The sequence below is a fragment of the Afipia sp. Root123D2 genome, assembly GCF_001425835.1.
Lineage (GTDB): Bacteria > Pseudomonadota > Alphaproteobacteria > Rhizobiales > Xanthobacteraceae > Afipia.
Genome location: NZ_LMDP01000002.1, coordinates 538755 through 557760 on the forward strand (window position 1 = coordinate 538755; position 19006 = coordinate 557760).

A 19006-nucleotide genomic window follows, 5' to 3' on the forward strand; every position below is an offset into this window, starting at 1 on the left:
CTCACCTCTTCGGACACTCCTTGTAGCCGAACTCGTCGATCATCCGCGCGCCGGAAATCGCGCTGAACTCCAGCTTGTTCAGATAGCCGCGGGCGAAGACGTATTGCCGGAGTTTCGAATTGTAGGCGTTCAGCATGCGCTGGGTGGAGCCTTGATTGATGACGTTACGGTTCGCGCCACGGCCATGGCCGGCGTGAAACAACAGCCGCGCGCTGCGCTCGACGCAGACATTGCGTACCCCGAGAAACAGCGTGCAGTTCGACTGACAGTGACCACGAATCCGGAACAGTTCGCCGCTGGCAATGGCGCGATCGATGGCGGGCGCGAAGTTTTCGTACCAGCCGCCTTTTGAAAACCGGTCGGAAGTGTCGGCCTGCGCGGCGGTGACACCGGCTGTCGCAATCGCGGCGACGGCAAGCATCGCCAGAACAAGAAAGCGCTTCATGAAAACCATCCGTCAGCCTGGGCAATAGGCCCATTCTGTCTCTGGATGGCTGACGCCGCAACTGCTGCCCGTAGCCCGGATGAAACGACGCGAAATCCCGGATCAACTTGCTCTGCCACCCCGTATTCGCTCCACGTCATACGGGCTACTCGGTGCAGCAGGGAAGCCGTGTCGGTGGCGCTCAATGACGGCGCGGAAAGCCCGCGCCGTCATCTCGTTCGCTATTTCATCGTAATTGCCAATCCGCTGAGATCCGCGTTGGCCATCAGGCCGAACTGGCGGCCGGTCATTTCCAGCACAGCGCCCTTCTGGTTGCTCAGCACGATGGCGCGTGCGCCGCCGCCGATCGCAAGGCCCGCGCCGGCCGCGCCGTAGACGCCCGCAACATCGGAGGCCCGGTTGATGTGGCTGACCCGGCCGCGCAGCACGGTCTTGGAGCCGCCGAACACCAGGCCGGCGTCAATGCCGCCGACCGACAGCGGATAGGTCCGGCCGCGGAAGGTCAGTGTGCCGCCGCCACCGGAGCCACCGATGAACCAGCCACCTTTGTAGATGGTGAGCCGCACAGTGCCGCTGTCGGCATGGGCGGCGGAGGACAGCGCTAGGCCGAGCATGGCCATGACAGCGACCAGCGACGAACGAAGAACGGACGGAAACCGCATGGGAACCTCCCGGCGAGGGGTGAAGGGTGCAGACAAAAACGATTCGGTAGCGGCCAGCGTAGCCGGGTTCCGGCGCGGCGCAATTGGAATGGTTCGCTTGGGCACCCCATTCGCTGGTGTCCCGTTGCGCTGCATACGGTTACAATCGGCCGGTCCGGTAGCAAAGGGTGATCGTCATGCACAATCTCACGCCTCTCTCCGGCCTGGTCGGCGGCGCGCTGATCGGGCTCGCCTCGGCGCTGCTGATGCTGCTCGCTGGCCGCATCGCCGGCATCAGCGGCATCTTCGGCGGGTTGATAGCGCCCGGCGCGAGTGACCGTGGCTGGCGGCTCGCCTTCATCGCCGGCCTGATCGCAGCCCCGCTTTTAGCTGCTCTTGGCGGCGCGTCGCTTCCGGCGCCGGCCATGCCGGCCAGCCTGACGCTGGTCGCGGTCGGCGGACTACTGGTGGGCTTCGGCACGCGCATGGGCGGCGGCTGCACCTCGGGTCACGGCGTCTGTGGCATCGCCCGGCTGTCCGCGCGCTCAATCGTGGCGACAGCCGTTTTCATGGTGGTTGCGGTTGCGACAGTGGCGATCGTCCGCCACGGCCTTGGAGGATAGCGCCATGCCTCTCATTCTCGCCTGCTTTGGCTGCGGTCTTCTGTTCGGCGCGGGCCTGCTGATCTCCGGCATGACGCAGCCCGAAAAAGTGATCGGCTTTCTCGACATCTTCGGCGCGTGGGATGCGACGCTGGCATTTGTCATGGCCGGCGCGATCGCGGTGACGAGCGCGGGATTCGCACTGGCGCGGCGGCGTGGCGCGCCCGTCCTGACCGCGCAGAGTTTGTGGCCGACACGCAGTGACATCGACGCGCCGCTGGTAGGCGGCGCGGTGTCGTTCGGGATCGGCTGGGGCCTGATCGGTCTTTGCCCCGGCCCGGCGCTGGTCAATCTCGCGGGCCTGAGCCTGCCGGTGATCGTGTTCGTCGTTGCAATGGCTGTCGGCATGATCGGGCAGGATGCGTTGCGCCGGCGCGCAAGCGCCGCGCCTACGAATGAAAGCACCACTGCGATCCGCACCGACGGCTAATGCACATCACGAAAGGCGATGCGCCGCCTCCCGCCCGTCGCCCGGTGGAAAGCGGCCGGCGAAACGCTGTCCTTGCGCCTTTCGGTGCGCTGTGCCCCTCGCCTTCTCGGCGAGCGCACACCTCGGCCTCAACAGAGCCGCGAGATCGTTTCGGCGCGGCTGTTTGACAACCGGATCCGAGCGCTATCCAAAGCGTGCCCTGCTTCGCTCGCGCGCCTTCAACGCTTCCAACTCGCGATCGCGCGTCGGCGCATGGGTGTGCAGCGACGCCAACAATGTCCGTGCGGCCTGCGCGACATCCTCAACCGCCTGGTCGAATGCCGCCTCGTTGGCTTTCGACGGTGCATTGAAGCCGGAGAGCTTGCGCACGAATTGCAGCGCGGACGCGCGAATTTCTTCTTCGGTCGTGGGCGGCTCGAAATTGAACAGCGTCTTGATGTTGCGGCACATGACTGGCTCCTCTCGCGCAGCCACGGCGAGCGCGGCGGGTACGAATTGCGTTTGATCGTACGAATATAGTGATCGCATCGCGGCCGGGAACAAAGCGCAGAGCGCCCGGTTCCATCCGCGCACCGCAAGCCACGCTGATATCCGCGCCCACCGCATGGCCCCTGACGGTCAGCGGCATTTAGCTACCTTGTTAAGACTTTGTTAACCAACCGCGCCCACCCTTCCCGTGGGCTGGGAAGTGGAAATCTCGATCATGCGTCCTGCTGCAATGCAGGGCACAAGTGTCCGAATCGGGAGGTGTTGATGTCCCAGAATTACGCGCTTCATGGGCCCGCGCTGGCGCCGAACGAAGTGGTCCCCTGGCTGATCGGCTCGACCATCAGCGAAATCGAACGCGAACTGATGCTGCAGACGCTGGCGCATTGCGGCGGCAACCGCACTCACGCCGCGCGCGTGCTCGGCGTCTCGGTGCGCACGCTGCGCAACAAGATCCGGCAGTATTCGGCGGACGGCGCCGATATCCCGGCGCCGCCGCATGGCGAGCCGTCATAGCTGGATGACCGCATGCGCATTCGTGCGGCGTTGACGAACACGCCGCATGTGCAAGGATCGCGTGGCGTCAGACGTCGCGTGACCCAGCAACAGGTGTCCATCATGACAGTGCCCGCAATTCGCCGCGCCGCCCTTCCCGTTTTCGCCGTGCTTGCTCTCGTCGCTACAGCGGCCGCAAGCCACGCCGCCGGCACCTACGAGCAGCGCCGCGCCTGTCGCGCCGATGCGATGAAATTCTGCCGCGATCAAGTGCCGAACGTGAAACGCGTCACGGCCTGCATGGAAAAGAACATCAGGAAACTCAGCCCGCCGTGCCGCGCGCAGTTCCGGTAAAGGTCGCTATCGCGCCTTTGGCCTTGTCCCGACGATCATCAGTGCTACCTTCGACGCAACGTGACATGCGCCGGAGATTGCAGTGACCGACATCGCCGCCCAGAACATTTCCGCCAACGGTCTTGCTGCCATCTACCCCGCCCCGACCGAGCGAGTGATCGCGAAAGCGCGGCCTGCGATCGACGTCTATGCGAAAAAATTCATCGGCCTGTCGCCGTTCTGCGTGCTGGCGACCTGCGGACCGGACAACAGCGCCGATGCCTCGCCGCGCGGCGGCAATCCCGGCTTCGTCCATGTCACCGGTCCGAACGAGGTTCTGATGCCGGACCGCACCGGCAACAACCGGATCGACAGTTTTCGGAATATTGTGGAAGGCAGCGGGCTGCTGCAGTTGATCTTCTTCGTGCCGGGCATCGACGAGACGCTACGCGTCAGCGGACGCGGCACGCTGACCGGCGAGCCTGCGCTGCTCGCGGCGATGGAAGAATTCGGCAAGCCGCCGCGCGCGGTCCTGCGCGTCGCGGTCAGCGAATGTTACTTCCATTGCGGCAAGGCGCTGATGCGCTCCAAGCTGTGGTCACCCGAAACGCGCGTTTCGCGTGACGGGATACCGAGCATCAGCGAGGTGATCCACGACCAGACGGGTCTCGGCACGCCGGAGACTCGCGCCGAGGTCGAAGCCCGCTACAAGACGCAGCTCTGACCAACGCTCGCCAGGGAGAAACAGGATGCAGACGCTGCTGCCGCTTGCGGCAAAGATCGCGGAGTCATTGATCGCGCGCGGCGAGACCCTCGGCGTTGCGGAATCCTCCACCGGGGGCTTGATTTCGGCGGCACTGCTGTCGGTGCCCGGCGCCTCGGCCTATTATCGCGGCGGCAGTGTGATCTACACGCCGCGCGCCCGCGCCGCGATCGCCGGCATCACCAAGGAACAGATGGAAGGCCTGCGCGGCGCCACCGAACCCTACGCGGCCTTGCTGGCGCGGCGCGTGCGCGAACAGCTCGCCACCGACTGGGCCCTGAGCGAGACCGGCGCGACCGGCCCGTCAGGCAATCGGTATGGCGACGCTCCCGGCCATTCATGCATGGCGGTAATCGGTCCCGGCGAGCGGACGGTGACGCTGGAAACCGGCAGTTCGGATCGTATCGACAACATGCGCGCCTTCGCCCGGCACGCACTCGCACTGCTTGCCGAGACGATCGAGACCACACCGCGCTGACAGACGCAGAAACATCAGCCAATCGGCGGATTGTATTTCGCACCGGCCCACAGTGAGGATGGTGCGCGAACGCCGCGAACAGACGATTTCGCCTTGATGACGCCGCAGCACCGTCCGAAGCTGAGCGCGCCGGATGATTCTGCGGGCCCCGGCCGTTCGCGGAGGTGCCGATGCAAATGCGCGCGCTCTTCGGTTCTGTCGTGTGCCTCGCGCTTTTCGCCAGCGGCTCACAGTGTCGACCGCGGACAGTACAACGATGTCCCCGAGGACGTCCGCGCCTGGTTCAAGGGTGTGAAGAACGCCGACGGCATCCCCTGCTGCGATATATCGGACGGCCACCGCACCACCTATGACGTGCGCGCCGGGGCTTATTGGGTACCGATCGAGGGAGCGTGGTGGAAGGTGCCGGACGGCGCAATCATCCGCAACGCCGGCAACCCGCTCGGCGAAGCCGTGGTGTGGTACGTCAAACTCGGCGGCAACATCTTCATCCGCTGTTTCGTGCCGGCCGATGCATCGTGATTATTTGCGGCTCGGATAACTCACGGCCATTCCGGCGCGCACATCCTGCTGCACGCCGTATTGCGGGAACGGATAGCGGAAACCGTTTTTCGACAACGCTTTCATGCCGGCGATGGCGCTGACAAGATATTCCGGCGGCGTCGCCATCAGCATCTCCTCGTCGAGGACACCGCCATAGCGCCGCTCGGCAAAGCATGGGATCGACAGGCTCGGCGTGCGTGTCGTCAACGCGCGGCCCCATGAATCGGCGCAAGCGGATTCGCCGACCACGCTCCAATCGAACCGCTTGTAGCCGGACCATTGCAGACCGTTGATGAAGTAGATCATCGCACCGGGCGTCGCATAGAACAGCGCAATATCGGGCGGATCGAGCTTGCCGGACGACAACGGCGCAACCGCAAGTGCGTCGTACTGCCCGTCCGGCACACAATGCATCGCGGACTGGTGGGCGCGTGCATCCTCCGGCGTCGAGAACCACACGCCGGTCATGTGCTGGCCGGATTGCCACGCGTCCGTCTTGGCACCGCCGAGGCCAACGACGGCGCGGCATTGCGCGCCGACCAGATCATCGCTGGTGATGCCGACGGTCCAGCCCAGACGCGACGCCTGCCCGACAATCTGATCCAGCGTATGGATCGACTGCGGCCGGCGAATCTTCGGGATTGCTTCCATGTCTTCGCGGCGCGTGAACATCTTCATGCCGAACGGAATCGTCCGCAGCTTCAGGAGAGAATCCAGTTCGCCAACCAACGCCGCCCAATCCTGCGTCATCACATGTCTCCCGGCTTTCTGAGTGTGAGGCTAGAACATTCTGCGCAGAAGTGGAGTCCACGATCTCGGCGCAAATAAAAGCCCGGATCGCTTGAGCGATCCGGGCTGATGGCAGGTCCGGCCAATCGGCCGGCAAAGCGAAACTCAATCGTGGTCGAGTTCGCCGATATGCTTCTGCGAATACAGTTCGAGGCCAACCCGCTTCACGAGATCGAGCTGGGTTTCGAGGAAATCGATATGGCCTTCCTCGTCCTTCATCAGGCTCTCGAACAGATCGCGCGAAACATAGTCCTTGACGCTGTGGCAGTAGGTCGCCGCTTCCTGATAGAGATCGCGCGCGCCATGTTCAGCGGCGAGATCGCACTCCAGAATCTCCTTGACGTTCTGGCCGATCCGCAACGGATCGAGCACCTGCATGTTCGGAAAACCGTCGAGGAACAGGATGCGGTCGGTAAACCTGTCGGCGTGAACCATCTCCTCGATGGATTCCTTGCGCCACTGCTTGGCCAGATCCTTGAGTCCCCAATTGTCGAGCAGCCGATAATGCAGCCAGTACTGGTTGATGGCCGTCAGTTCGCTGCGCAGACCCTTGTTGAGATAATCGATGACCTTCGGATCACCCTTCATGATGCACTCCCGCTCGAGGAACCCGACAGGGGTCCCACCCAATCCAATTTAGAACCATTCTAAATCAGATTAAGAGCGAGAACAACACTTTTCCAGCTCCAGCTCTGGAACTGGGGACAATCTAGCAATTTGAGAGGTATCAGGCGGCCGCTTCGGCGGGAAGAAACTCGATCTCGCTGGGGCGATGCGAGGCGGTTTCGGAGTGGTCATGGTCTGCGTGTTCGGCACTGTGCGGGCAGCCTGCGCAACAGGCCTTGGCACAGGGGCCAAGGGCTTCATCCATGATCTGCCGGATCGTCCGCGCACAACGCCCGCATTGGGCGCTACAGCCGAGACAGCCATAAACCTGCCCCGCCGTGCGCGGCAAAGCCTTGGCTTCAGCCACGGCGGTCCTGACATCGTGGTCAGTGATAACGTTACAGGAGCAAACAATCATGGATTGGCTTCGGCGGGACCTGTGAACAACTGCCCTTATGGATAAGTGGCCGGATTGCAGGATGCAAAGGCAAAACCGGCACTTTCTAGCTATTCCAAACTGCGGCGCAGCGATCAGAAAAGTCTGGAATGACTCTAAATTGGTGCATTGATCCAGACGCCGACTTGACGTCGCGCTGGATGCCGTCGGCAAAGGGACACCGAGCAGATATCGGCCTGCGGATGTCTGAAGCCAGAATCCGGCAAGGATCCCGCCCAGCCAGCCTATTCGTGATCAAAATATTACTGCCCGGGCAAGCCGCACTGAAAACACTTGCAAAACCCGGCACGCAAAATGTTAACGCGCAGGAACCTTTTCTTTTCCCGAATATTAACTCCAGACATCGCATTTTCGTCACATATGGAACGTACGCCCCGCGCGTATTCTCCCAACATAGAAGTGAGAACTATGCGAAAGTTGTCGATCGCGTTTGCCTGTTTAGTTGCCCTGAGCGCACCTGCATTTGCTCAGGAGGCAGGCGTTGAAGCAGCAGCCAAGCCTGCCCGCGCCTCGGCGCTGAAGGTGGCGATGAGTGAAATCGCGATTCTGCGTTATCGCGCCGCTCTGAAACTCAGCGCTGCTCAGGAAAAGTATTGGCCCGCGGTTGCCAGCGCGCTTCGGGCACTGGCTCGCGAACCGCAGATTAATGAAGCGGCCGTCCGTCGTTTTGCCCCGGCGGCTTCGGCTCTGTTTGCTAATCTAGACGATCATCAGAAGCAGGTCGCGATGGGACTTGTGCAGAAAGCCGGCCTGACCCAATACGCCGCGCTGTTCTGATCCACGATCGAAGGCAACTGCGTCGCGAATAATCCGGGTTCATGCCCGGATTTTTTGTGTCTGGATTCCTCCAGCGGACATCATGGCGAAAAGCCGGCAACACCGTTCAGTTCCCGTTCAACGCCGGTGTGCAACTTTCGCTGTCGGCATCCGTTATCTCTTTGCCGAGAAGCAATTCGAAAGGTGACGCCATGAAAAAGATTGTTCTGGCCATCGCGACCGCAGCCACCCTTGCGGTCACCGCAATCGCCGCACCGGCGCCCGCCGAAGCGCGCGGCGGACGTGTTGCGGCCGGCGTGCTGGGCGGCCTCGCCGCTGGCGCGATCATTGGCGGCGCAGCGTCAGGCGCCTACGCCTACGGACCGCGCTACGGTTACTATGGCGGCCCGGCCTATGTCGCCGGCCCGCCGTGCGGTTGGGAGAGGCAGCGATTCTGGGACGGCTACGGCTGGCGAGTTCGTCGGGTCAGGGTCTGCTACTAATCGGTGACGTTCGGTAAACCATATGAACGCCCCGGACTGCCCTTAAATTGGCGCTTTCCGGGGTGTTTTTTGGATACCGTTCAAGAATCTTGCTATATTCAGGCGAAGATTAATTTCAGCATTTTGCCGAATTTGGTGTGAGTGCTTCTGCAGTAAAAACTTTCCGGGGCAAACTATCGTCTCGCGATTAGGATTTTGATCAATCGCCTTGCGCCGGGCTGCGGCGCGATCTGAGGAGAGATAACATGAAGAAGGTGGTTTCTGCGTTCCTTGCCGTTGCGACGGTAGCCGGTTCGCTGGCGGTGGCCGTGCCGGCTGCCAATGCGCGTGACCGCGGCGGTGCGATCGCGGCCGGCGTCGGCCTTGGCATTCTCGGCGGCGCGATCGCCGGTGCCGCGATTGCCAACAGCGCGCCGGCTCCTGTGTATGGTTATGGACCGGGGCCGGTCTATGTCGAAGAACCTGCGTGCCGTCTGGTTCGCGAACGGTTCTGGGATGGTTACGGCTGGCGCTCCCGCCGCGTCCAGGTTTGCGATTGATCCAACGCAGCTGCTTGCCGATCTGGCGAGCCTGAATCTAAAACCCGACCATCAATGGCCGGGTTTTTGTTTGTGCGTGCTTCAGCGCCCCGCGCCCATCGCGCGTAGCACCTCACCGCTCGGCCAACAATCCACCTTCAATCCCGCCTTCTTCTGGTAAGCGCCGAGCGCCGCACGGGTCAGCATTCCCGCCTTGCCGTCGAGCTTGTCCTTGTAAAGACCGATCTTCGCCAGGTGCTCCTGCATCACCTCGACATCGGCGGTCCGCAACTGGGACGACGCCGACCATTTGGTCGCGAACGGTTTCGGATCGGTCATGCGATCGCTGAGATGACCGACGAACAGAACGTAGAGATCGGAGTAGTTGTACTCCTTGATGACGAAATAATTCTTCGTCGCTAGAAACGCCGGCCCGTAAATGCCTTCAGGCTGCAGCAGCGAGGCGCGCTGGGCTTTTTCCGCTGCACTCAGTTGCCGACCGCGCACGGGCACGAATCCCTCGCGCAGCCATTCGCCGATCGGCTTGGTGACCTCGGGCACGCCCTCCGTGCAGTCAGCGTTCCGTGGCGCCTTGACCTCGTAAGCCCAGCGCAGGCCGGGCTGCCAGCCCTTGTTGGTCAACTGCTGAGCAGCCGACGCCAAGGCATCGGGGACCGACGTCCAGATGTTGCGGTGACCGTCCGCGTCGAAATCGACCGCGTGCTTGTAGAACTCGGACGGCAGGAACTGTGTCAGCCCCATCGCGCCGGCCCACGACGCACGCATGTCTTTCAGCTTGACGTGTCCCTCCTCAAGAATCTTGAGGGCGAGAATGAATTCGGTGCGGAACTGATCCTTGCGCCGGCCCACATAAGCCTGCGTCGCCAGCACGCGCACGGCATTGTAGGGCAAGGCATAGCGCCCATAATCTGTTTCGCGGGCCCAGATCGCGAGAATGACCGTGCTAGGCACACCGTAACGCTGTTCGATCGCAGCCAGTGTGGCGCGATGCTGACGCATCAGGCCCTGCCCGTGCGCAGCCAGGCGCGCGATGCTCGCTTCCTTCATATAGTCGGCCGGCACCTGCACGAATTCCGCCTGTGACGGCGCGGCTGACGGCTGACTGCCCGGCAGGACCAGATCCGGCAATTTGTAATCGGGTTGCAGACCGCGCGTCGCGGTTTCGAACGTCGAGCGGGAGACGCCAGCCTTCTGCGCCTCCGGCCACAGCGACGCGATAAAACGGGTGAAGCCGTCATCGGCAGACGCCGGCGCGGCCAGCGCGGACAACAGGACGGCGGCACACGCAAGGCTGCGCGCCAGAGATGTGCCCCTTGATTGTCCGTGATGCCGCATCAATGCCCGTTATGCGCGCCGTTTTCGTTCTCGGATTCGGTCGGCAAATTCGAAATACGATCGACATAGGCTATACCGATCGCCGAGAGAATAAAGACCACATGAATGATGGTCTGCCACATCACGCCTTCGGGCGTGTAGTTGGTGGTGCGGCCGGTGCCGCCGAGATTTCCGGCTTCGATGAAGGTCCGCAGCAGATGGATCGACGAGATGCCGATGATTGCCATGGCGAGCTTGATCTTGAGCACGCTGGCGTTGACATGGCTGAGCCACTCCGGCTCGTCGGGATGGCCCTTCAGGTTGAGCCGGGACACGAAGGTCTCGTAACCGCCGACGATCACCATCACCAGCAGGTTGGAAATCATCACCACGTCGATCAGACCAAGCACGACCAGCATGATCTGCTGTTCGCTGAAATCGAACGAATGAAGGATGAGATGCCAGAGTTCCTTGAGGAAAAGGATGACATAAACGCACTGGGCTACAATCAGGCCGACATAAAGCGGCAATTGTAGCCAACGCGATCCGAAGATGAGAAATGGAATCGGTCGCAAGCCGGTGTCAGAACGCGGCAGCGGAGTTTCGGGTGTAAAGGACATCGACGAGAGGACTCCAGATGACAGCGCAGGTCTTTTTAACTGGTGATCATGTCCGATTCTGTCGAGAGGCGCTGTAGCGGCGTTTAACCGCAGAAGATTTCCCCCTCTGACATTTTTTCGTCAGCTTTGCCGTATTGCCGCTCAGCGCACCAGCACCATGAACAGGCGGCGGAATTCGTACAGCACCCTGCCATCCGGCTGAGGCCGATAGACCTCGGCGATCCGCGCCTTGTAGATATCAAGGAACTCCTTGCGTTCCTGGCTCTCCAGCGGATCGACAAATGGGCGCAGCCCGGTGCCTTTGACCCATTCGACCACCGCTGCGGCATCGTCGAGCACGTGGTTGTAGATCGTGTGCCAGATGTCGAGCCGGCGGCACACCGGCTGCAAGGTGTCGTAATAGACGCCCGGCGCCGGCAGCAGATCTCGGGCACCGGCGGCGTTCGCAAGCGTTTCGCGCCACGGTTCGAGGGCCGCGACCTCACGCATCAAAGCGTGTGACGGCTGATCGAGATTGTCGGGCATCTGGACCGCCAGCACGCCACCTTCGGGCAAGGCACTCGCAAGACGCTTCAACTGCAACAGGTGATCCGGCACCCACTGAAAAATCGCGTTTGCGAACACGACGTCAGTGCCGTCCGGCGGCGACCAGTGCGAGATGTTGGCCTCGATGAATTTGTGGTTCGGCAGCCGCTCACGCGCCTGACGCAGCATGTCGGCCGACGTGTCGATTCCGGTGATCTGCGCCTGCGGCCATCTGCGTGCAAGAAGTTCGGTCGAATTGCCCGGGCCGCAGCCGATGTCGACCACCTGTCTGACGTGCTTCTGCCGAACCTGGGCAAGCAGATCGCGCGCCGGGCGAGTGCGCTCATCTTCGAATTTGAGATACTGCTGCGCACTCCAGTCGGCCATCTGCGATCATCCTGTCTGTCCGTTCGGGCTTCCTTGTAGGACAGCCACGGCCAGAGTCCAGACGAGGCAAACGATAACAACGGGTGCCGATCAGGCGTGCAGATTCAGACTTCGAACACCGTTCATGAGTTGAGCCAGCATGCGCAGATCGCGTACGGCGTCGATCGTGCTGTGCGCACGACACGACACCTTCTCCGGCTGCGAGGCCTGGGTCGACGTACGATATTCGGCAGACATCAGTGTGCAGAAAGCGATCAGCGAGGCTGCCAGCAAACGAACTATGAACATCCCAATCATTGGACTCTCCGGCTGTCGAAAGAAAAACCGGGATTCCCGTCCAGCATTCCGTGCAATCATCCGCAGCAGGTGCCGACGATCCCGGGCAATGGAGAACGTCAATCCGTCAACTGTGGGCGCTATAGCCGCGGCAAGGCGGCTCGTCACGCGATAATACTTGCACTTTTACGATCATTTTTCAAATTGCGAACCAAATGAAATTATAATCGCGCCCTTAACATGCGGCACGGTTCATCCACTTCATGGATATCCATATGGAATTGTTTGTTTTTTAAGATTCCCGCAGCGAACGCCGCAGGTTGGCACCCTCAGGAAGCGAAGCGCCGGCCCCAGCACTCGAAACCATAGCCTCCGGGCAGACAACCGTCCGGGACAAGCCTGTTTCAGATCACGCCGGATCGATTGCTGTCGTGGTCCCTGCGTCGGCCGCGCCTGTCCAGACAAAGCCGTGCTGGCGCATGACCTCGATTCGCATACGCAAATATTCGTGCCCGATCGCCTCTAACCGCGCCGTCGGCAGGATCAGGATGCGGCGACGGTCGCCGGCATCGACCTGGCGAACAATCATCCCGCCCGCCTCCATGTCATCGACATGACGCGACACCGTTGCCTCTGTCGCGAACACATCGAAATAGGTGGCGAGCTCCTTATGGGTGATCGGTTTTCCGGTCAGCCAGCGGTGCGCAACGATGCTGAAGATCATGTCCGCTTCAAACACGCTGCGCCAGGGCCGCTTGAGCACGCCGGACGCAACGACGGTGCGGCGGAAGTCCGCGCGCCACTGCAGCCACGTCACGTCGATGCCGAGTGCGGCGCGCTCCTGCGTATCGAGGGTGCTGGTGCTGGCGTTGAGCGGCTCGGGAGGCGCTAACGCAATCTCTTCGGACGAAAGCCTGCTGGGATTGCCTGTCATACCCCTCCCCCGGAAGCCGTCAGCGCGTCAGCTTCTTGTATTTCACCCGATGCGGGATGATCGAATCCTGACCGAGGCGCCGCATCTTGTCCGCCTCATAATCCTGGAAATTGCCCTCGAACCACTCGACGTGACTATCGCCCTCGAAGGCGAGGATATGCGTGGCGATACGATCGAGGAACCAGCGATCGTGGCTGATGATAACGGCGCAGCCGGCGAAATCCTCCAGCGCTTCCTCAAGCGCGCGCAGCGTGTCGACGTCGAGGTCGTTGGTCGGTTCGTCGAGCAGCAGCACGTTGGCGCCGGATTTCAGCATCTTGGCGAGATGGACGCGGTTGCGCTCACCGCCCGACAGTGCGCCGACCTTCTTCTGCTGGTCAGCGCCCTTGAAGTTGAACGCCGAGCAATAGCCGCGTGAATTCACTTCCTTCTTGCCGAGCAGAATCTGATCGTTGCCGCCGGAGATTTCCTCCCACACGGTTTTCTTGCCGTCGAGCGCATCGCGCGACTGATCGACATAACCGAGATGGACTGTCTCACCGACGGTGATGGTGCCGGCATCCGGTTTTTCCTGCTCGGTGATCATGCGGAACAGCGTGGTCTTGCCGGCGCCGTTGGCGCCGATCACACCGACGATGCCGCCCGGCGGCAGCTTGAAGGTGAGATTGTCGATCAACAGGCGATCATTGAAGCCTTTGCTGAGCCCCTCGAAGTCAACCACGTTGGCACCGAGACGCTCGGCCACCGGAATGATGATCTGCGCGGTCTGGGTCTGCTTCTCGCTGGCCTGCTTGAGAAGATCATCATAGCGCTGGTAACGCGCCTTGGACTTGGCCTGACGCGCCTTGGGCGAGGATGCAATCCACTCCTGCTCGCGCGCGAGAGTCTTCTGATGCGCCGCGTCCTCGCGGCCTTCCTGTTCAAGTCGCTTCTGCTTCTGCACCAGCCACTGCGAATAATTGCCCTCGTAGGGGATGCCGCGGCCGCGATCGAGTTCGAGAATCCAGCCGGTGACGTTGTCGAGGAAGTAGCGATCGTGGGTCACGATCAGGATCGCGCCTGGGTAGTTGCGCAGATGGCCTTCCAGCCACGACACGGATTCGGCGTCGAGATGGTTGGTCGGTTCGTCCAGCAGCAACAGATCGGGCTGATCGAGCAGCAATTTGCATAATGCGACGCGGCGGCGTTCGCCGCCGGACAGCTTGGTAACATCGGAATCGTCCGGCGGGCAACGCAACGCATCCATCGCCTGATCGACCTTGCTGTCGAGATCCCAAAGGCCTTGCGCCTCGATCTCGTCCTGCAGCTTGGTCATCTCGTCGGCGGTCTCTTCCGAATAGTTCATCGCGAGTTCGTTGTAGCGGTCGAGGATCGCCTTCTGCTTGGCGACACCCTCCATCACGTTTTCACGCACGCTCTTGTTCGGATCGAGCTGCGGCTCCTGCTCGAGATAGCCAACGCGCGCGCCCTCGGCGACCCACGCCTCGCCGTTATAGTCCTTGTCGATCCCGGCCATGATCCGCAGCAGGGTCGATTTGCCCGAGCCGTTGACGCCGAGCACGCCGATCTTGGCGTCCGGATAGAAGGACAGATGAACGTTATCGAGCACTTTGCGGGTCGGATAGGCCTTGGTCAGGCCCTGCATGAAGTAGACGAACTGGCGCGCCATCGTGATCCTTGAAGCCGTATCTGAAAGCCAAACTGTGCGGGGATTTGCTGGTTCCTGATGTAGCGACGAGAACCGGAAAGGGCAACCTTCCGCGCCATCCGGTCACACTTTGGAAAGCCTAACTGCAGGATTTTCCGAACTTTTCCCGATAAATACCGCTTTTTAGTCAATTGGGCCGGAAGCTCCTGCTTCGTGAACCACTCTGGACGCCGCTGCGACAAAACGTCGACTCCAGCAAACCGTCGAGCAGAAGCCATGACGACACAGGCCCGATCTCTCCCGAACCTTCTTTCGCGCGCGGCTGCGCACATCACGGTTCGCAGCCTCGTGGCGGAGTTCCGTTCCTTCTGGCGCGAATTCGTCGCCACAGCCTTCCGTCCCTATCACCCCGAGCGGCACTACATGCGCGGCCCCGGCCCCGCCTGCGCGGCAAAACGCAGGGAAACCGGCAAATAACGTCGTCGCACACCGGCGGATCAGGGTTCCTACACAAGCTCAATTGACGCTGCCCTTCCGGGCCCCTAGGACCATTTCCGCGCGCCGGGCGCAACGGCCCCACAATCGCAGGCGAAGATTTCTTCTTCGCCTGCGATTGTGCGTGGCTGTACCTGAATCCATAGGTGAAAGATTAAATGCTCGATGAAAAGCTCCAGCCGATTTTCGACGACGTTCTCCGCCGCAATCCGGGCGAAAAGGAATTCCATCAGGCGGTTCGCGAAGTCCTCGATAGCCTCGGAGCAGTCGTCGCCAAGCACCCGCATTATGCCGAAGACGCACTGATCGAACGCATCTGTGAACCCGAACGACAGATCATTTTCCGCGTCCCATGGGTCGATGACAAAGGCCAGGTCCAGATCAACCGTGGGTTCCGGGTCCAATTCAATTCGGCGCTTGGCCCGTTCAAAGGCGGTCTTCGCTTTCATCCGACGGTCTATCTCGGAACCATCAAGTTTCTCGGCTTCGAGCAGACATTCAAGAATGCACTGACGGGCATGCCGATCGGCGGCGGCAAGGGCGGCTCCGATTTCGATCCGAAGGGACGATCCAGCGGCGAGATCATGCGCTTCTGCCAATCGTTCATGACCGAGTTGTATCGTCACCTCGGCGAATACACCGACGTTCCCGCGGGCGACATCGGCGTCGGTCAGCGCGAGATCGGCTACATGTTCGGCCAGTACAAGCGCATCGCCAATCGCTACGAATCCGGCGTGTTGACCGGCAAGGGTCTCGCATGGGGCGGGTCGCAGGTCCGCACCGAGGCGACCGGCTACGGCGCGGTCTACTTCGTCGAACGGATGCTGCGCACGCGCGGACAGAGCTTCGACGGCAAGAAGGTGATCACGTCCGGCGCCGGCAACGTCGCCATCTACACGATGGAGAAAGTTGCTGAACTCGGCGGCCGCGTCATCGCGTGCTCCGATTCCGGCGGCTACGTCGTCGATGAAGCCGGTATCGATCTCGCTTTGCTCAAGGAGATCAAGGAGAAAAAACGCGGCCGCGTGGCCGATTACGCGAAGGCGCGCGGCAATGGCGCGATCTTCGTTCCGGAGGGGCGGATCTGGGAGGTGCCTGCCGACGTCGCGATGCCGTCGGCCACCCAGAATGAACTCAACGGCCAGGATGCGCGCACGTTGGTCAAGAACGGGGTGGTCGCCGTCGGCGAAGGCGCCAACATGCCTTCGACACCGGAGGCCGTGCGGGCATTTCTCGATGCCGGTATCCTGTTCGCGCCGGGCAAAGCGGCGAACGCCGGTGGCGTCGCAACCAGTGCGCTCGAGATGCAACAGAACGCCTCCCGCGACTCCTGGACGTTCGAAGCCACCGAGCAGCGGTTGGCCAACATCATGCACGGCATCCATGACCGCTGCGCAGAAATGGCCGACACCTATGGCTCGCCGGGCAACTATGTGCTCGGAGCCAATGTCGCGGGCTTTATCCGCGTGGCTGAAGCCATGCGCGCGCTCGGCATCGTCTGACAAATATATTCTGCGGCACAAGAACTTGACCTCTCCCCATCCATGGGGAGAGGTTTTGCGTCTCAAGTATGCTTGCGCGAACAACCATCGCGCGTCAGCATGCGTCCATCGAACAAGAACAATCAATACGAGGACGTGATGCCGCGACGCTGTGCAATTCTAGACGACTATCAAAACGTCGCACTGAAACTGGCTGACTGGGCTTCGCTCAAGAAGCAAATCGACATTACGGTTTTCGACAAGCCGTTCAGCTCACAGGCCGAGGCGATCGCGGCCCTGAAGGATTTCGAGATCGTCTGCGCCATGCGCGAACGCACGCCATTCGGGCGCGACGTATTGACGGCGCTTCCCAGTCTCAAGCTCCTGATCACATCGGGCATGCGCAACGCCTCGTTCGATCTGGAAACCGCGAAAGAGCGCGGGATCGTGGTCTGCGGCACCGGAACGACGGGCAACCCGACCGCTGGCCTCACCATCGGCCTGATGCTGGAACTGACCCGCAAGATCGGCTTTGAGAACGCCCGCATGAAAGCGGGCGAGCTATGGCAAACGACGCTCGGCGAGGACATCGAGGGACGTACGCTCGGCATCGTCGGTCTCGGCAAACTCGGCACCAAGGTCGCAACCATCGCCAAGGCGCTCGGCATGAACGTCATCGCATGGAGCCAGAATCTCACGCCGGAGGCCTGCGCTGCTGCCGGAGTCGGGTATGCCACCAAGGAAGAACTGTTCGCGAAGGCCGACATCGTCACGATCCACGTGATCCTCAGCAAGCGGACCCGCGGACTGATCGGTCGCGACGACCTCGCCCGCATGAAACCGACCAGCTATCTCATCAACACCGCGCGCGGACCCATCGTCGACGAGGACGCCCTGCTCGACGCCTTGCAGCGGCGTGCCATCGCAGGCGCTGGGCTCGATACGTTTTCGCAGGAGCCATTGCCGGTCGGCCATCCGCTGCGCAAGCTCGACAACGTCGTCCTCACGCCGCACCTCGGTTACGTCACCGAGGAAAACTACCGCGAGTACTACGGCGGGATGGTCGAGGATATCAAAGCCTGGCTCGCCGGCGAGCCGGTGCGGCGCATCGCCTGAGCGCTCAACGAAAACGGGCCTGACTCAGTGAGTCAGACCCGTTTCCTTTACTTCTAAAACTGCCGTCAGCGGATTGTGACTGGCGCCGGAAGCGGAGGAACTTCCGCCGGCCCCTGATTGGGCACGCCCATCGCGACGCTGGACTGCTGATTGTAAGCCGTGCCGCTCGTCGCCGGAGCCGAACTTTGCGCAGGCTGCGCCGAGGCGCTCACCGGCTCAGGCGGCTTGCCCGGAAGGACAACCACGCGGGTGCCAACCTTGGCACGTTCGAACAAGTCCGTGACGTCCTCGTTCAGCATGCCGATACAGCCCGACGAGACGAACTTGCCGATGGTCGACGGCTGGTTGGTGCCGTGGATGCGATAGACCGTCGAGCCGAGATACAGCGCGCGTGCGCCGAGCGGATTGCCGTCACCGCCCGCCATGAAGCGCGGCAGATAGGGCTGACGCTCGATCATCTCTGCCGGCGGATGCCAATCCGGCCACTCGGCCTTACGGGTGATCTTCTGGACGCCGGTCCAGGTGAAGCCGTCACGGCCGACGCGGACGCCGTAGCGGATCGCACGGTTATGGCCGAGGATGTAGTAAAGCTGGGTGTTCGCCGTATCGACGACGATCGTCCCGGCTGGTTCTTTCGTGACGTAATTGACTTCCTGACGGCGCAGGCGCTCCGGCAACTGCGGCGCAGGGCCGGTTTCCGGCTGATCGTCCGGCGGCAAAGCCGACAGTGAGGTCGGCCGGCCGTCACTGCCGATCGGAGCCGCGCCGCCCTGCGGCGGAACTGCACCGGTCTGGCCGTTATCGACCGTGCCCGGCGGACGAATGGCATCGTTGCCGTATCCGGAATCATGACCCGGCTGCATCTGAGCCGGATTGCCACGCTCCGAATAGATCACCGCCGGCGGATTCGCCGGGGCACCGTAACGCGGATCGTCCGGCGACATCACCGGACCCTGGGGAACGCTCTGGCGCTGATAGGCGGGCTGCTGAGAGTTTACCTGATAGCCCGGCTGGGAGCCGCCTTGCTGGTAGCCAGGAGGCGACAGCGATGCGGAACCAGGCTGGCCGGGGGCGTTGTCGTCTTCGATCAGATCAAAGTTCGACTCACCGCGATCCGAATAACCGGTGGGAGCCGCCTGAATCGAACGATCATATCCGGGAGGAGCGGGATAGTTCTGTGCGGAGGCCAACGGCATTCCAGCCGCAGTCACCGCAAAAACCGCGAAGCTCGTCAAAACATGCTTGTTCATCATACCCCAAATATAGCCCGAACCCGACACCGTA

At 61.8% G+C, this 19006-nt stretch carries 26 protein-coding genes; 13 read left to right on the top strand and 13 right to left on the bottom strand.

Annotation, left to right across the window (positions count from 1 at the left end; translation table 11 throughout):
• Position 1: 1 nt before the first annotated feature.
• The gene (locus ASC80_RS11670) at positions 2-445 is read right to left on the bottom strand and encodes a hypothetical protein (protein WP_056298800.1); all 444 of its coding nucleotides are present in this window, start codon (positions 443-445) and stop codon (positions 2-4) included.
• 221 nt (positions 446-666) lie between these two features.
• A complete protein-coding gene (locus ASC80_RS11675; protein ID WP_056297033.1) occupies positions 667-1107 on the bottom strand; it encodes a hypothetical protein in 441 nt (146 codons plus the stop codon).
• A gap of 176 nt (positions 1108-1283) precedes the next feature.
• Here ASC80_RS11675 and ASC80_RS11680 point away from each other — a divergent pair, with 176 nt between their 5' ends.
• Entirely contained in the window at positions 1284-1709 is a 426-nt protein-coding gene (locus tag ASC80_RS11680) for a YeeE/YedE family protein (protein WP_056298801.1), read from the top strand.
• Between the two features lie 4 nt (positions 1710-1713).
• Positions 1714-2178 (top strand): DUF6691 family protein, encoded by a 465-nt coding sequence (locus ASC80_RS11685; RefSeq protein ID WP_056297035.1) that lies wholly within the window; start codon positions 1714-1716, stop codon positions 2176-2178.
• A gap of 183 nt (positions 2179-2361) precedes the next feature.
• On the opposite strand, the gene ASC80_RS11690 is transcribed toward ASC80_RS11685, so the two are convergent.
• Positions 2362-2628, bottom strand: coding sequence for a DUF2277 domain-containing protein (locus tag ASC80_RS11690; protein ID WP_056298804.1), 267 nt, complete (start codon positions 2626-2628; stop codon positions 2362-2364).
• A 303-nt stretch (positions 2629-2931) separates the two neighbouring features.
• Between ASC80_RS11690 and ASC80_RS11695 the strand changes: the two genes are divergently transcribed.
• From ASC80_RS11695 to ASC80_RS11715, 5 genes are all read left to right on the top strand, one after another.
• Complete coding sequence (locus ASC80_RS11695; protein ID WP_056297036.1) at positions 2932-3180, top strand: helix-turn-helix domain-containing protein; 249 nt, start codon at positions 2932-2934, stop codon at positions 3178-3180.
• A 102-nt stretch (positions 3181-3282) separates the two neighbouring features.
• The gene (locus ASC80_RS11700) at positions 3283-3513 is read left to right on the top strand and encodes a hypothetical protein (protein ID WP_056298805.1); all 231 of its coding nucleotides are present in this window, start codon (positions 3283-3285) and stop codon (positions 3511-3513) included.
• Positions 3514-3595: 82 nt separating this feature from the next.
• Positions 3596-4216, top strand: coding sequence for an MSMEG_1061 family FMN-dependent PPOX-type flavoprotein (locus tag ASC80_RS11705; protein WP_056297041.1), 621 nt, complete (start codon positions 3596-3598; stop codon positions 4214-4216).
• 25 nt (positions 4217-4241) lie between these two features.
• Entirely contained in the window at positions 4242-4733 is a 492-nt protein-coding gene (locus tag ASC80_RS11710) for a CinA family protein (protein WP_056297044.1), read from the top strand.
• A gap of 195 nt (positions 4734-4928) precedes the next feature.
• On the top strand, positions 4929-5255 hold the full coding sequence (locus ASC80_RS11715) for a hypothetical protein (RefSeq protein ID WP_056298808.1): 327 nt from the start codon (positions 4929-4931) through the stop codon (positions 5253-5255).
• Here ASC80_RS11715 and ASC80_RS11720 read toward each other — a convergent pair whose 3' ends face one another.
• From ASC80_RS11720 to ASC80_RS23075, 3 genes are all read right to left on the bottom strand, one after another.
• Positions 5256-6026, bottom strand: a complete 771-nt coding sequence (locus ASC80_RS11720; RefSeq protein ID WP_056297047.1) for a DUF169 domain-containing protein — start codon at positions 6024-6026, stop codon at positions 5256-5258.
• Positions 6027-6170: 144 nt separating this feature from the next.
• Positions 6171-6653, bottom strand: a complete 483-nt coding sequence (bfr, locus tag ASC80_RS11725) for a bacterioferritin (RefSeq protein ID WP_056297050.1) — start codon at positions 6651-6653, stop codon at positions 6171-6173.
• A 139-nt stretch (positions 6654-6792) separates the two neighbouring features.
• Positions 6793-7089, bottom strand: coding sequence for a (2Fe-2S)-binding protein (locus ASC80_RS23075; protein ID WP_082512533.1), 297 nt, complete (start codon positions 7087-7089; stop codon positions 6793-6795).
• Positions 7090-7536: 447 nt separating this feature from the next.
• Here ASC80_RS23075 and ASC80_RS11730 point away from each other — a divergent pair, with 447 nt between their 5' ends.
• The 3 genes from ASC80_RS11730 to ASC80_RS11740 all read left to right on the top strand — a co-directional run bounded on the left by ASC80_RS11730 (position 7537) and on the right by ASC80_RS11740 (position 8926).
• Complete coding sequence (locus tag ASC80_RS11730) at positions 7537-7905, top strand: hypothetical protein (protein WP_056297054.1); 369 nt, start codon at positions 7537-7539, stop codon at positions 7903-7905.
• A gap of 191 nt (positions 7906-8096) precedes the next feature.
• Positions 8097-8387 (top strand): hypothetical protein, encoded by a 291-nt coding sequence (locus ASC80_RS11735; RefSeq protein ID WP_056298809.1) that lies wholly within the window; start codon positions 8097-8099, stop codon positions 8385-8387.
• Between the two features lie 245 nt (positions 8388-8632).
• The gene (locus ASC80_RS11740) at positions 8633-8926 is read left to right on the top strand and encodes a hypothetical protein (RefSeq protein ID WP_056297055.1); all 294 of its coding nucleotides are present in this window, start codon (positions 8633-8635) and stop codon (positions 8924-8926) included.
• Positions 8927-9007: 81 nt separating this feature from the next.
• Here the strand turns inward: ASC80_RS11740 and ASC80_RS11745 are convergent, their stop codons facing one another.
• From ASC80_RS11745 to ettA, 6 genes are all read right to left on the bottom strand, one after another.
• Positions 9008-10261, bottom strand: coding sequence for a lytic murein transglycosylase (locus ASC80_RS11745; protein ID WP_056297058.1), 1254 nt, complete (start codon positions 10259-10261; stop codon positions 9008-9010).
• The gene (locus tag ASC80_RS11750) at positions 10261-10860 is read right to left on the bottom strand and encodes a TIGR00645 family protein (RefSeq protein WP_056297060.1); all 600 of its coding nucleotides are present in this window, start codon (positions 10858-10860) and stop codon (positions 10261-10263) included. Before ASC80_RS11750 ends, ASC80_RS11745 begins: the two co-directional genes overlap by 1 nt.
• A 141-nt stretch (positions 10861-11001) precedes the next feature.
• Positions 11002-11772 carry a trans-aconitate 2-methyltransferase gene (tam, locus tag ASC80_RS11755; RefSeq protein WP_056297063.1) on the bottom strand — a complete coding sequence of 257 codons (771 nt, stop codon included), beginning with the start codon at positions 11770-11772 and terminating at the stop codon, positions 11002-11004.
• 90 nt (positions 11773-11862) lie between these two features.
• Complete coding sequence (locus ASC80_RS24255) at positions 11863-12069, bottom strand: hypothetical protein (protein ID WP_056297066.1); 207 nt, start codon at positions 12067-12069, stop codon at positions 11863-11865.
• 388 nt (positions 12070-12457) lie between these two features.
• Positions 12458-12982 carry a MarR family transcriptional regulator gene (locus ASC80_RS11765; protein WP_056297068.1) on the bottom strand — a complete coding sequence of 175 codons (525 nt, stop codon included), beginning with the start codon at positions 12980-12982 and terminating at the stop codon, positions 12458-12460.
• A gap of 19 nt (positions 12983-13001) precedes the next feature.
• The gene (ettA, locus tag ASC80_RS11770) at positions 13002-14651 is read right to left on the bottom strand and encodes an energy-dependent translational throttle protein EttA (RefSeq protein ID WP_056297072.1); all 1650 of its coding nucleotides are present in this window, start codon (positions 14649-14651) and stop codon (positions 13002-13004) included.
• 255 nt (positions 14652-14906) lie between these two features.
• On the opposite strand from ettA, the gene ASC80_RS23080 reads away from it, so the two are divergent.
• From ASC80_RS23080 to ASC80_RS11780, 3 genes are all read left to right on the top strand, one after another.
• Entirely contained in the window at positions 14907-15107 is a 201-nt protein-coding gene (locus tag ASC80_RS23080; RefSeq protein ID WP_082512534.1) for a hypothetical protein, read from the top strand.
• A gap of 176 nt (positions 15108-15283) precedes the next feature.
• Positions 15284-16627 carry an NADP-specific glutamate dehydrogenase gene (gdhA, locus tag ASC80_RS11775; RefSeq protein ID WP_056297074.1) on the top strand — a complete coding sequence of 448 codons (1344 nt, stop codon included), beginning with the start codon at positions 15284-15286 and terminating at the stop codon, positions 16625-16627.
• A 138-nt stretch (positions 16628-16765) separates the two neighbouring features.
• A complete protein-coding gene (locus ASC80_RS11780; protein ID WP_056298812.1) occupies positions 16766-17722 on the top strand; it encodes a D-2-hydroxyacid dehydrogenase family protein in 957 nt (318 codons plus the stop codon).
• A 65-nt stretch (positions 17723-17787) separates the two neighbouring features.
• Here ASC80_RS11780 and ASC80_RS11785 read toward each other — a convergent pair whose 3' ends face one another.
• Entirely contained in the window at positions 17788-18972 is a 1185-nt protein-coding gene (locus ASC80_RS11785) for a L,D-transpeptidase family protein (protein ID WP_056298814.1), read from the bottom strand.
• Between the last annotated feature and the right edge of the window lie 34 nt (positions 18973-19006).

Bases quoted from the DNA above. Each gene is read 5' to 3' on its own strand.
- bfr (WP_056297050.1), bottom strand. From the start codon at position 6,653: ATGAAGGGTGATCCGAAGGTCATCGATTATCTCAACAAGGGTCTGCGC.
- ASC80_RS11700 (WP_056298805.1), top strand. From the start codon at position 3,283: ATGACAGTGCCCGCAATTCGCCGCGCCGCCCTTCCCGTTTTCGCCGTG.
- ASC80_RS11720 (WP_056297047.1), bottom strand. From the start codon at position 6,026: ATGACGCAGGATTGGGCGGCGTTGGTTGGCGAACTGGATTCTCTCCTG.
- ASC80_RS23080 (WP_082512534.1), top strand. From the start codon at position 14,907: ATGACGACACAGGCCCGATCTCTCCCGAACCTTCTTTCGCGCGCGGCT.
- ASC80_RS23075 (WP_082512533.1), bottom strand. From the start codon at position 7,089: ATGATTGTTTGCTCCTGTAACGTTATCACTGACCACGATGTCAGGACC.
- ASC80_RS11780 (WP_056298812.1), top strand. From the start codon at position 16,766: ATGCCGCGACGCTGTGCAATTCTAGACGACTATCAAAACGTCGCACTG.
- ASC80_RS11750 (WP_056297060.1), bottom strand. From the start codon at position 10,860: ATGTCCTTTACACCCGAAACTCCGCTGCCGCGTTCTGACACCGGCTTG.
- ASC80_RS11785 (WP_056298814.1), bottom strand. From the start codon at position 18,972: ATGAACAAGCATGTTTTGACGAGCTTCGCGGTTTTTGCGGTGACTGCG.
- tam (WP_056297063.1), bottom strand. From the start codon at position 11,772: ATGGCCGACTGGAGTGCGCAGCAGTATCTCAAATTCGAAGATGAGCGC.
- ASC80_RS11765 (WP_056297068.1), bottom strand. From the start codon at position 12,982: ATGACAGGCAATCCCAGCAGGCTTTCGTCCGAAGAGATTGCGTTAGCG.
- ettA (WP_056297072.1), bottom strand. From the start codon at position 14,651: ATGGCGCGCCAGTTCGTCTACTTCATGCAGGGCCTGACCAAGGCCTAT.
- ASC80_RS11675 (WP_056297033.1), bottom strand. From the start codon at position 1,107: ATGCGGTTTCCGTCCGTTCTTCGTTCGTCGCTGGTCGCTGTCATGGCC.
- ASC80_RS11710 (WP_056297044.1), top strand. From the start codon at position 4,242: ATGCAGACGCTGCTGCCGCTTGCGGCAAAGATCGCGGAGTCATTGATC.
- ASC80_RS11685 (WP_056297035.1), top strand. From the start codon at position 1,714: ATGCCTCTCATTCTCGCCTGCTTTGGCTGCGGTCTTCTGTTCGGCGCG.
- ASC80_RS11695 (WP_056297036.1), top strand. From the start codon at position 2,932: ATGTCCCAGAATTACGCGCTTCATGGGCCCGCGCTGGCGCCGAACGAA.
- gdhA (WP_056297074.1), top strand. From the start codon at position 15,284: ATGCTCGATGAAAAGCTCCAGCCGATTTTCGACGACGTTCTCCGCCGC.
- ASC80_RS11670 (WP_056298800.1), bottom strand. From the start codon at position 445: ATGAAGCGCTTTCTTGTTCTGGCGATGCTTGCCGTCGCCGCGATTGCG.
- ASC80_RS24255 (WP_056297066.1), bottom strand. From the start codon at position 12,069: ATGATTGGGATGTTCATAGTTCGTTTGCTGGCAGCCTCGCTGATCGCT.
- ASC80_RS11730 (WP_056297054.1), top strand. From the start codon at position 7,537: ATGCGAAAGTTGTCGATCGCGTTTGCCTGTTTAGTTGCCCTGAGCGCA.
- ASC80_RS11690 (WP_056298804.1), bottom strand. From the start codon at position 2,628: ATGTGCCGCAACATCAAGACGCTGTTCAATTTCGAGCCGCCCACGACC.
- ASC80_RS11740 (WP_056297055.1), top strand. From the start codon at position 8,633: ATGAAGAAGGTGGTTTCTGCGTTCCTTGCCGTTGCGACGGTAGCCGGT.
- ASC80_RS11735 (WP_056298809.1), top strand. From the start codon at position 8,097: ATGAAAAAGATTGTTCTGGCCATCGCGACCGCAGCCACCCTTGCGGTC.
- ASC80_RS11745 (WP_056297058.1), bottom strand. From the start codon at position 10,261: ATGCGGCATCACGGACAATCAAGGGGCACATCTCTGGCGCGCAGCCTT.
- ASC80_RS11680 (WP_056298801.1), top strand. From the start codon at position 1,284: ATGCACAATCTCACGCCTCTCTCCGGCCTGGTCGGCGGCGCGCTGATC.